Source organism: Streptomyces sp. NPDC004031 (genome assembly GCF_053604375.1).
The window spans coordinates 1-9926 of record NZ_JBSGHL010000110.1; the positions used below are offsets into that span (position 1 = coordinate 1).

At 74.4% G+C, this 9926-nt stretch carries 9 protein-coding genes and 1 pseudogene; 3 read left to right on the forward strand and 7 right to left on the reverse strand.

All coding sequences use genetic code 11. The annotated features are described in order from the left end of the window. The 5 genes from ACWERV_RS35965 to ACWERV_RS35985 all read right to left on the reverse strand — a co-directional run. Positions 1 to 588 (reverse strand): AI-2E family transporter (locus ACWERV_RS35965; protein WP_452941036.1); only part of this gene is annotated, 588 nt, incomplete at its 3' end. A gap of 138 nt (positions 589 to 726) precedes the next feature. Further along, the gene (locus ACWERV_RS35970; protein ID WP_031513085.1) at positions 727 to 921 is read right to left on the reverse strand and encodes a DUF3046 domain-containing protein; all 195 of its coding nucleotides are present in this window, start codon (positions 919 to 921) and stop codon (positions 727 to 729) included. Between the two features lie 58 nt (positions 922 to 979). Further along, on the reverse strand, positions 980 to 1306 hold the full coding sequence (locus ACWERV_RS35975) for an AzlD domain-containing protein (RefSeq protein WP_398177711.1): 327 nt from the start codon (positions 1304 to 1306) through the stop codon (positions 980 to 982). Then, positions 1303 to 2049 (reverse strand): AzlC family ABC transporter permease, encoded by a 747-nt coding sequence (locus ACWERV_RS35980; protein WP_452941038.1) that lies wholly within the window; start codon positions 2047 to 2049, stop codon positions 1303 to 1305. The genes ACWERV_RS35975 and ACWERV_RS35980 overlap by 4 nt, the downstream gene beginning before the upstream one ends. A 9-nt stretch (positions 2050 to 2058) precedes the next feature. Next, complete coding sequence (locus ACWERV_RS35985) at positions 2059 to 2910, reverse strand: AraC family transcriptional regulator (RefSeq protein WP_452941040.1); 852 nt, start codon at positions 2908 to 2910, stop codon at positions 2059 to 2061. Positions 2911 to 3001: 91 nt separating this feature from the next. Here ACWERV_RS35985 and ACWERV_RS35990 point away from each other — a divergent pair, with 91 nt between their 5' ends. Both ACWERV_RS35990 and ACWERV_RS35995 read left to right on the forward strand, forming a co-directional pair. Then, positions 3002 to 7657 (forward strand): ATP-dependent helicase, encoded by a 4656-nt coding sequence (locus ACWERV_RS35990; RefSeq protein ID WP_452941042.1) that lies wholly within the window; start codon positions 3002 to 3004, stop codon positions 7655 to 7657. A 248-nt stretch (positions 7658 to 7905) separates the two neighbouring features. Beyond that, positions 7906 to 8712, forward strand: a complete 807-nt coding sequence (locus tag ACWERV_RS35995; RefSeq protein ID WP_452941043.1) for a DNA-formamidopyrimidine glycosylase family protein — start codon at positions 7906 to 7908, stop codon at positions 8710 to 8712. Positions 8713 to 8751: 39 nt separating this feature from the next. Here the strand turns inward: ACWERV_RS35995 and ACWERV_RS36000 are convergent, their stop codons facing one another. Together ACWERV_RS36000 and ACWERV_RS36005 are read right to left on the reverse strand one after the other, a co-directional pair. After that, a complete protein-coding gene (locus tag ACWERV_RS36000) occupies positions 8752 to 9117 on the reverse strand; it encodes a hypothetical protein (protein ID WP_452941045.1) in 366 nt (121 codons plus the stop codon). 135 nt (positions 9118 to 9252) lie between these two features. Then, positions 9253 to 9726 (reverse strand): Dps family protein, encoded by a 474-nt coding sequence (locus ACWERV_RS36005; protein ID WP_398177694.1) that lies wholly within the window; start codon positions 9724 to 9726, stop codon positions 9253 to 9255. Here ACWERV_RS36005 and ACWERV_RS36010 point away from each other — a divergent pair. Then, positions 9725 to 9926: pseudogene (locus tag ACWERV_RS36010) on the forward strand (hypothetical protein); the annotation flags it as partial. The gene ACWERV_RS36005 and the pseudogene ACWERV_RS36010 sit on opposite strands and share 2 nt — an antisense overlap.

Genomic DNA, 9926 nt, shown 5'->3' on the forward strand with positions numbered 1-9926 from the left:
GGTGAAGAGCTGGAACACCGTGCCGACGACGGTGGCCGACAGGCCCCACACGCTGCTCGCCCCGTTGGCGAGGTAGGTGCGCACCCAGTCGGAGTGCAGGAAGTTCTCCCGCAGCCTTCCGGTGTCGAGGTGGGAGTGGAAGGTCCGGTTGATCCATGCCACGACGTCGTCCACGTACTGCGGCAGGTTGCGGACGATGGTGCCGATCTGGTCGACCAGCAGCGAGCCCAGTGCGATCAGGAAGCCCGCGGAGGCGGCCAGGACCACGAGCATGACCAGGCCGGTGGCCAGACCGCGGCGCATCCCCCGGGTGGCCATCCAGTCCACCGCGGGCTCGATGGCCACCGCGCAGAAGAACGAGATCAGGACGTTGACCAGCAGCCCGACCAGCCGGCCGAAGACCCAGTGCGCGAACTGGTAGCAGGCCAGGAGGGCGAGGGCGAGCAGCAGCGCGCGGGGCAGCCAGCGGGGCATCCGGGCGCGCGGGCCGGACCGGCCGTGGTGCGGAGGGCCGGGAGGATCCGCCCCACCGGTCGGCGGCTGGGCAGGAGGCGTGACCGGGTCGGGGGTGCCACCGGTTTCTGCCACGCGCCAAGTCTCGCCTCGCGTGACGGGAAAGTCCTGCTATCGGGTCATTCGGCGCAGCACGGGACCCGGTGCGTGCCGCTGCCGGACGGGGCGGCCGCCGCGGATCCGCGAACCCGCTGCGGCCCGCGACGGCCGCGGTCAGCGCCGGGCCGCGGGGACGTCCATCGCGGCGCACACCGCGCGCCAGACGTCCTTGGCCTCCCAGCCGTCCTCCAGCGCCTGGACCACGGTCCGTCCGCCCAGTTCCGACATCACGTGGTCGCGCGCGAAGGAGTCGGCGTAGGTCTCACCGAAGTGCGCGCGCATTCGTTCCCAGAAAATCGTCAGCCGCATGGCTGCAAGTATCGCGCGCAGCCGAGTGGATCCCGCAGGCCGCCGCGGTCGTCGCCGCTCACAGCCTGCCCACCGCGCGCAGGGCGGCGGTGACTGCCACGGCCGCGCCGATCACCACCAGGAAGGGTGCCCTCAGCAGCAGTGCGACGCACGCTGCCGCGAGGCCCGCCGCCCGCGCGTCCACCGTGAGCCGCAGCTGGTCGGTACCGAACGTCTGGAGCGCGGTGAGTCCCGCCAGCAGCGCGATCGGCACCAGGGCCGCGAGCCGCCTGACCAGCGGGCGGTCCAGCATCCCGGCCGGTATCGACAGGCCCAGCAGTTTCACCGCGTAGCATCCGGCCGCCGTGACACCGATCGCCGCCCACACGCCCGCCGAGCCGGTCATCGTGCCTCCCCGGTCATGGCAGAACCGGACGCCGGACCGCGGCCGCGCCCGCGTGCCGCCAGCACCAGCGGCGCCGCGAGTGCGGCGACCAGCACCGGCACCCCGGCGGGCAGCACGGGCAGGCAGACCAGCGCGAGCAGCACGGCCAGCCCCGCCACCGCGCGCTCGGTACGCCCCTTGAGCATGGGGGCCAGCAGCGCGAGAAAGACGGCCGGACCGGCGGCGTCCAGCCCCCAGGCCGCCGGGTCGCCGAGCGCGGAGGCACCCAGCGCGCCGCCGAGGGTCGTCAGATTCCACAGCGTGTACAGGCTCGCACCGGTCACGGTGAAACCGAGCCGGGCGCTCGCACGGTCCGGCTGGGCCAGGGCGACGGCCGACGTCTCGTCGATGACCCACTGCGCGGCGGCCGGACGCACCGCGCCGGGCAGACCCAGCAGCTGGGACAGGCGCAGTCCGTAGAAGGCGTTGCGGGCACCGAGGAAGAGCGCGCTCGCGGCTGCCGCGAAGGGGTTGCCGCCCGCGCCGAGGGCGCCGACCAGGGCGAATTGCGAGGCGCCGGTGAAGACCAGCAGGGACAGGGCGCAGCTCTGGAGCACGCTGAGTCCGGCGCCGGTCGAGGTCACGCCGAAGGCGAAGCCGGAAAGGCCCACGGCCACGCCGACGCCGAGGGCGTCGCGGACCACGCGGGAGCGAGGGGACGGCGGGCGTTCGGCCGCCTGGCCGGGTATCGGTGGTGCGATCACCGGTCCAGGCTAGGAAGTGGCCGCCGCCGGGTCTTGTACGTTCTTGCGCTCGCGCTGGTAGGCCCCCGGCGGCACGCCGACGATCCGCGTGAAGTGGCGGTTGAGGTGCGGCTGGTCGGTGAAGCCGACGGCGGACGCGGCCGCGGCGGGGGCGACACCGGCGTCGAGCAGCCGGCGGGCGGCCCTGACCCGTTCCCCGGTCAGCCAGGCGTGCGGTGGAAGTCCGTAGGCGGATCTGAAGGCCCGCAGCAGGGCGAAGGGGCTGGTCCCGAACTCGGCGGCGAGCGCTTCCAGGCCCGGCGGGTCCGGGAGGCGGCTGAGCAGCAGCTCGCGGGCGCGGGCGGCGACGGTCCGGCCTCCGTCCGCGCCGCCGCGTACGGCCCCGGGAGCCGAGCCGTGCCGGGAGAGGAGTCGGGCGAGCAGCACGCGCAGGCAGGTGTCCGCCGCGAGCGCGTTGTCGCGCTCCGCGGCCGAGTGCACGTCGGCGATCATCCGGGCGGTGCCGGGGTCGTGCAGCACGGTCGTGGTGAAGGAGGGGGTGCCCTGCGGCAGCGACAGTTCCGCGGCCACCGCCGAGACCACCTGCGGCGCCGGGTAGAGGACGCGGTAGGCCCAGCCCTCCTCGGTCCCCGCGTACGCGGAGTGCGGGGTCTCGGGATTGATGAGGACGACACCTCCGGCTCCGGCACGCTCGGCCCCGCCGGGCAGGCCGATGCCCTCGACGCCGCCGGTGACCGCGGCGATCACGAAACCGTCGTGCGCGTGGCGGGGAAAGGTGTGCCGGATGTAGCGGGCGCGCAGCAGGTCCACGCCGGGCAGCGCGGGGTGCTCCCAGTGCCTGGCCTGCTCGCCTCGCGTCATGAGGCCATTGTGACGTGCCCGCGCCAGGGGTTATCCACAGCTCGGGCGTCGTGCCCGGCGAGGTGTCGGTGCTGCGAGGCAGGATGGTGGCATGTCCGATCACCGCAGTCTCGACGCCTTCTCACCGGCCACCCGCGCGTGGTTCACCGGTGCGTTCAGCGAGCCCACCCCGGCGCAGGCCGGGGCGTGGACCGCCATCGCCGGGGGCTCCGACGTGCTGGTGGTCGCGCCCACAGGCTCCGGCAAGACACTCGCCGCCTTCCTCGCCGCGCTGGACCGGCTCGCCGCCACTCCCCCGCCGGCCGAGGCGCGCAAGCGCTGCCGGGTGCTCTACGTCTCGCCGCTGAAGGCTCTCGCGGTGGATGTCGAGCGCAATCTGCGCAGTCCCCTCGCGGGTCTGCGCCAGGAATCGGTGCGCCTCGGGCTCCCGGAGCCCGAGGTACGGGTGGGGATCCGTTCGGGCGACACTCCGCCGGCGGAGCGGCGCGCGCTGGCCACCCGGCCGCCGGACATCCTCATCACCACGCCGGAGTCGCTGTTCCTGATGCTCACCTCCGCGGCGCGCGAGGCGCTGAGCGGGGTGGAGACGGTGATCCTGGACGAGGTGCACGCGGTCGCGGGCACGAAGCGCGGCGCTCACCTGGCCCTGTCCCTGGAGCGTCTTGACCAGCTGCTGGACCGCCCTGCCCGGCGGATCGGCCTGTCGGCGACCGTCCGCCCGGTGGACGAGATCGCCCGCTACCTGTCGCCGCAGCGCAGGGTGTCGATCGTCCAGCCGGCCTCGCGCAAGGAGTTCGCCCTCTCGGTGGTGGTGCCGGTAGAGGATCTGGCCGAGCTGGGCGGTTCGCCGGTCGCCGATGCCGCGGAGCACACCGGTCCGGCCGCGGGTCCGGCCGAGCGCCCGTCGATCTGGCCGCACGTGGAGGAGCGGATCGCCGATCTGGTCCAGGCCCACCGTTCGACGATCGTCTTCGCCAATTCGCGGCGGCTCGCGGAAAGGCTCTGCAACCGGCTCAACGAGATCGGCCACGAGCGGGCCGAGGGCGCCCCGCTCCCGGAAAATCCGTCGCCTGCCGAGATCATGGCCCAGTCCGGTGCCGCCCGCGGTGCGCCGCCGGTGCTCGCTCGCGCCCACCACGGATCGGTCTCCAAGGAGCAGCGGGCACTGGTCGAGGAGGACCTGAAGGCGGGCCGGCTGCCGGCGGTCGTCGCCACGTCCAGTCTGGAACTGGGCATCGACATGGGCGCGGTCGATCTGGTCGTACAGGTGGAGTCGCCGCCGTCCGTCGCCTCCGGACTCCAGCGGGTCGGCCGCGCCGGACACCAGGTGGGGGCGGTGTCGAAGGGTGTGGTCTTCCCCAAGTACCGCGGTGACCTGGTGCAGTCCGCCGTGGTCACCGAGCGGATGCGGGAGGGGGCCATCGAGTCGCTGCGCGTCCCGTCCAACCCGCTGGACGTGCTGGCCCAGCAGATCGTCGCGATGACGGCGCTGGACACCTGGGACGTCGACGAGCTGCTGGCCGTGGTCCGGCGTGCGGCACCCTTCGCCTCCCTGCCCCACTCGGCGTACGTGGCGGTCCTCGACATGCTCGCCGGCCGCTACCCGTCCGACGCCTTCGCGGAACTGCGCCCGCGTCTGGTGTGGGACCGGGTGGCGAACACGCTGACCGGCCGCCCCGGGGCGCAGCGGCTCGCCGTCACCTCCGGCGGCACGATCCCGGACCGCGGCCTGTTCGGGGTGTTCCTCGCGGGCTCCGACCCGAAGAAGGGCGGTGGCAGGGTCGGCGAGCTGGACGAGGAGATGGTCTACGAGTCCAGGGTCGGGGACGTCTTCACGCTGGGCACCACCTCCTGGCGGATCGAGGACATCACCCGGGACCGGGTCCTGGTGTCCCCGGCACCGGGAGTGCCGGGACGGCTGCCCTTCTGGAAGGGGGACCAACTCGGCCGACCGCTCGAACTGGGCCGGGCGCTGGGCGCGTGGCTGCGGGAGGTGGGCGCGCTCGCCGAGGGCCCGGCACGTGAGCGGCTGACGGAGGCGGGCCTCGACACCTGGGCGGCGGACAATGTGCTGGCCTATCTCGCCGAACAGCGCCAGGCCTGCGGCCACGTGCCGGACGACCGGACGATCGTGGTCGAGCGCTTCCGCGACGAGCTGGGCGACTGGCGGGTGATCGTCCACTCGCCCTTCGGCGCGCAGGTCCACGCGCCCTGGGCGCTGGCGCTCGGGGCGCGGCTCCAGGAGAAGTACGGTCTGGACGTCCAGGCCATGCACGCCGACGACGGCATCGTGCTGCGGCTGCCGGACGCCGACCTGATGGGCCTGGATCTGCTGGACGTGGCGCCTGCCCGGCCCGGCGCCGAATTCGATCCCGAGCAGTCGCCCGTGGGCGCCGCCGACGTCGTCTTCGACAAGGGCGAGGTCGAGCAGCTCGTGACGGACCAGGTCGGCGGATCGGCGCTGTTCGCCTCGCGTTTCCGGGAGTGCGCCGCACGCGCCCTGCTGCTTCCGCGCCGCAGTCCCGGCAAGCGGACCCCGCTGTGGCAGCAGCGGCAGCGGGCGTCGCAGCTGCTGGCGGTGGCCTCGGAGTTCGGGTCGTTCCCGATCGTGCTGGAGGCGGTGCGCGAGTGCCTGCAGGACGTCTTCGACGTACCCGGGCTCGTGGAGCTGATGGGCGACATCGAGGCCCGCCGGGTGCGGCTGGTCGAGGTCACGACCGGCGAACCCTCGCCCTTCGCCAGGTCACTGCTGTTCGGCTACGTGGCGCAGTTCCTCTACGAAGGCGATTCGCCGCTCGCGGAGCGGCGGGCGGCGGCACTCTCACTGGATTCGCGGCTGCTCGCCGAGCTGCTGGGCCAGGCCGAGCTGCGGGAGCTGCTCGACGCCGACGTGATGGCCGAGCTGGACCGCGAGTTGCAGTGGCTGACGGACGAGCGACGGGTCAAGGACGCCGAGGGCGTGGCGGACCTGCTGCGGCTGCTCGGTCCGCTGACCTGGCCCGAGCTGGCCGCCAGGGGCGCCGAACCGGCCTGGGCGCACGACCTGGAATCCGCCAGGCGTGCCATCCGGGTACGGATCGCCGGAGTCGAGCACTGGGCGGCGGTCGAGGACGCCGGGCGGCTGCGGGACGCGCTCGGCACGGCCCTGCCGGTGGGCGTACCGGTGGCCTTCACCGAGCCGGTCAAGGATCCGCTGGGCGACCTGACGGCCCGCTACGCGCGCACGCACGGACCGTTCACCACGGCGGAGGCGGCAGCCCGGTTCGGGCTCGGGGCGGCCGTCGCGGACGGCGTGCTGCAGCGGCTGGCCGCGGCGGGCCGGGTGGTGCAGGGCGAGTTCCGCCCCGGCGGCGCGGGCCAGGAGTGGTGCGACGCGGCGGTGCTGCGCCGGCTGCGCCGCAGGTCGCTCGCCGCGCTGCGGCAGGAGCTGGAGCCCGTTCCGCCCGCGACGCTGGGCGTCTTCCTGCCGCAGTGGCAGCACGTCGGCACCCACAGCCTGCGCGGCATGGACGGCCTGGCCCGAGCAGTCGAGCAGCTGCAGGGTGCGGCCGTGCCCGCTTCCGCCCTGGAGAAGCTGGTCCTGCCCTCGCGCGTCAGCGGCTACACACCGGCGATGCTGGACGAGCTGACGGCCTCCGGGGAGATCCTCTGGGCGGGAGCGGGGGCGCTGCCCGGCAAGGACGGCTGGATCGCCCTCTACCCGGCCGACAGCGCCCCGCTGCTGCTGCCCCCGCCGCAGCCGCTGGAGCCGAGCCCCCTGCACCATGCGGTGCTGGCGGCGCTGTCCGGCGGCTACGGGCTGTTCTTCCGGCAGATCGCCGACCACGTGCGCGCCGCGGGTCTTGAGGTGACCGAGCCGGAGCTGGCCGACGCGATCTGGGAGCTGGCCTGGTCGGGCCGGCTCACCAACGACACCCTCGCCCCGCTGCGGGCGCTGCTCGGTTCCGGGCGGACGGCCGGGGCGACCGCACACCGTGCGCCCCGGTCGGTCCCACGCGGCAGGTACAGCTCGCTCGCCGGGCGGGCGGCGCCCCGCGCCACGGCGTCGCGCAACGGCCCGCCCACGACAGCGGGCCGCTGGTCCCTGGTCCCCGCGCCCGAGCAGGATCCGACACTGCGCGCGCACGCCCTGACGCACGCGCTGCTCGACCGGCACGGCGTCGTGACCAGGGGCGCGGTCGCGGCCGAGGGCGTGGAGGGCGGCTTCTCCGCGGCATATCGGGTGCTGGCGGCGCTGGAGGAGACGGGGCACGCCAGGCGCGGCTACGTAGTGGAGGGGCTGGGGGCTGCGCAGTTCGCGATGGAGGGAGCGGTGGACAGGCTGCGCGCGCTGAGCACGGTGCGTGAGCGCGCGGAGGAGGGTTCCGGCCATTCCCGCACGGTGGTGCTCGCGGCGGCGGATCCGGCGAATCCGTACGGTGCCGCTCTCCCCTGGCCCGAGCAGCCGCCGGGCGTCAGTCACCGGCCGGGCCGCAAGGCGGGTTCCCTGGTGGTCCTCACCGACGGGGAACTGGCGCTCTACGTGGAGCGGGGCGGCAAGACGCTGCTGGCCTGGCCCGTGGACGAGATACGGGTGCAGGCCGCTGCCGACGCCCTGGCCCTCGCGGTGCGGGAGGGGGCGCTGGGCAAGCTCACGGTGGAGCGCACCAACGGCGAGCCCGCCCTGACCTCACCGCTGGGCCGAGCCCTGGAGGCGGCCGGCTTCCACGCCACTCCCCGCGGGCTGCGCCTGCGGGACGGTTCCTAGCCCCGGACCGGCGGGCCCGGCGGCCGGGCGCAGACCCCCGTCCGCCGGGCCCGCCGGTCCGGAGCCGCACAGCGGAACGGCCGCCGGCCGCCGGGTGGCCGCCGTAGGACCGGCGGTCAGCACAGGACGTCGGGCGGCGGGGGCAGGCGGTCGCACGGCCGGGTGGGTCGAGTGGGCGAGGCTCCGGGCCGCCGGACGCGGTGACCGGCACGGCATCGACGCGATGACGGGCACGGCATCATGGAGGGGTGCCTGAAGGAGACACGGTCTGGCTGACCGCCCACCGGTTGCATGCCGCGCTGGCGGGGCACCTGCTGGTGCGCGCGGATCTGCGGGTGCCGCAGCTGGCCACCGTCGATCTGGCGGGGCGCCGCGTCCTGGAGGTCGTGCCGCGCGGCAAGCACCTGATGACCCGGCTGGACGGCGACGCGACGCTGCACTCGCATCTGCGGATGGACGGCGCCTGGCACCTCTACGCGCCGGGCGAGCGCTGGCGGGGCGGGGCCGAGCACCAGGTGCGGGCTGTGCTGGAGACGGCGGAGCGGACGGCCGTCGGCTACCGGCTGCCGGTGCTGGCGCTGCTGGCCACCGCGGACGAATCGCAGGTCGTGGGCCATCTGGGGCCGGATCTGCTCGGTCCTGGGTGGGATCCAGCGGAGGCGTTGCGGCGGCTGGCCGCGGAGCCGGAGCGGCCGGTGGGTGAGGCGCTGCTGGACCAGCGCAATCTCGCCGGGATCGGCAACGTCTACGTAGCCGAGCTGTGCTTTCTGCGCGGGGTGACGCCGTGGACACCGTTCGGGGAGGTATCGGCGCCGGAGAAGCTGGTGCTGCTGGCGAAGCGGCTGCTGGAGGCGAACAAGGCGCGCCCCGGCCATGTGACGACCGGGGACACCCGGCGGGGCCGTACGCACTGGGTCTACGGCCGGGCGCACCGCCCGTGCCTGCGCTGCGGCACCCCCGTACGCGGTGGCGAGCACGGGCCCGCCGACCATCGACGGGTGGCGTACTGGTGCCCGAAATGCCAGCGCGGTCCCGTGCCCGGCGACGCGTCCTGAGGCCGGGACCGAGCCCCGGACCTCACCGGCGCCGCGCCGTCAGGCCTGCTCACCTGCACCGGGCGCGGCCCGCGAGCGGTCGCCCCGGGAACGGGCGGCGCGAGTACGGCGGACGTGCGCGGGCACCGCGTGCAGCGGTATGAGGCCGAGGCCCCAGCCCCCCGCGGCGACCGCGCTCAGCCAGGGCAGCACCGGAGCCCGCCCTGCGGCGAGCCCCAGCACCGCCCCCCACCACAGCACTCCGCCGATCAGCCCGATCACGCAGCGCAGCCGCCGCCTGCCGCGCGCGCACCCGTCGGAGGGGGAACCACCGGGCAGCGCCCCCGCAGGAGCGCCGACCGGCGAAGGAACGGCGGCGGCGGACGGCGGAGCAGGGAATTCCGGGAGTGCTCGAAGCGGTCGCATGGCCGCCTCCTTCCGACCCCGAGTACGCGAGCCCCCGATTCCCCGAGTCGATTCCCCGAGTCCGCGGGACACGGCCGCCCGCGGTACGGGCCCGGCCGGGCTCCCGCAGGGGGCACCGACGGGTGACGGGCGCGGTCAGGAGCTGTTCTCGGCCTGGAACATCCAGTGGAACTTCTCCAGGTCCGCGGTGAGGCCGATGAGCAGGTCCTGGCTGACCGGGTCCGGGTCGGCGGTCACCTCGATGCGCTGGCGCATCCGCGTGATGACGGCGTGCAGCGCCGCCACCATGATCTCGACGACCTCGGTGTCCTTGACCCACCCGTTGGTGACCGCGTCGATGCCGCTGGTCTTGGCGATCGTCCCGGCCCTGCCGTCCGCCGAGACACCGATCGCCGAGGCCCGCTCGGCCACGGTGTCGGAATGGGCGCGTGCGCTGTCCACCACCTCGTCGAGCTGGAGGTGGATGGAGCGGAAGCGCGGTCCCACCACGTTCCAGTGCACCTGCTTGGCCACCAGCGACAGGTCGAGGAGGTCGACCAGCGCGCCCTGGAGGGAATCCCCGACGACCTTGCGGTCCTGTTCGGACAGCGGACTCTTCACGACACTCATGCGGATCTCCCAGCGGATGAACACGAAGGGACGCCGTCGAATCCGGATCGGACCGGATTCGACCGCTTTCTGGTCCTCTCCGCCTACCCTGCCCTGCGTTTCCGAACACGGCAAAGGCAGATCCGCCGCCGGGCGCCTGCTGCTGGGCTTCTTCCTGGCGCTGGTCATCGCCTTCGTGCCCTTCCCCGGCAGCCGGGCGC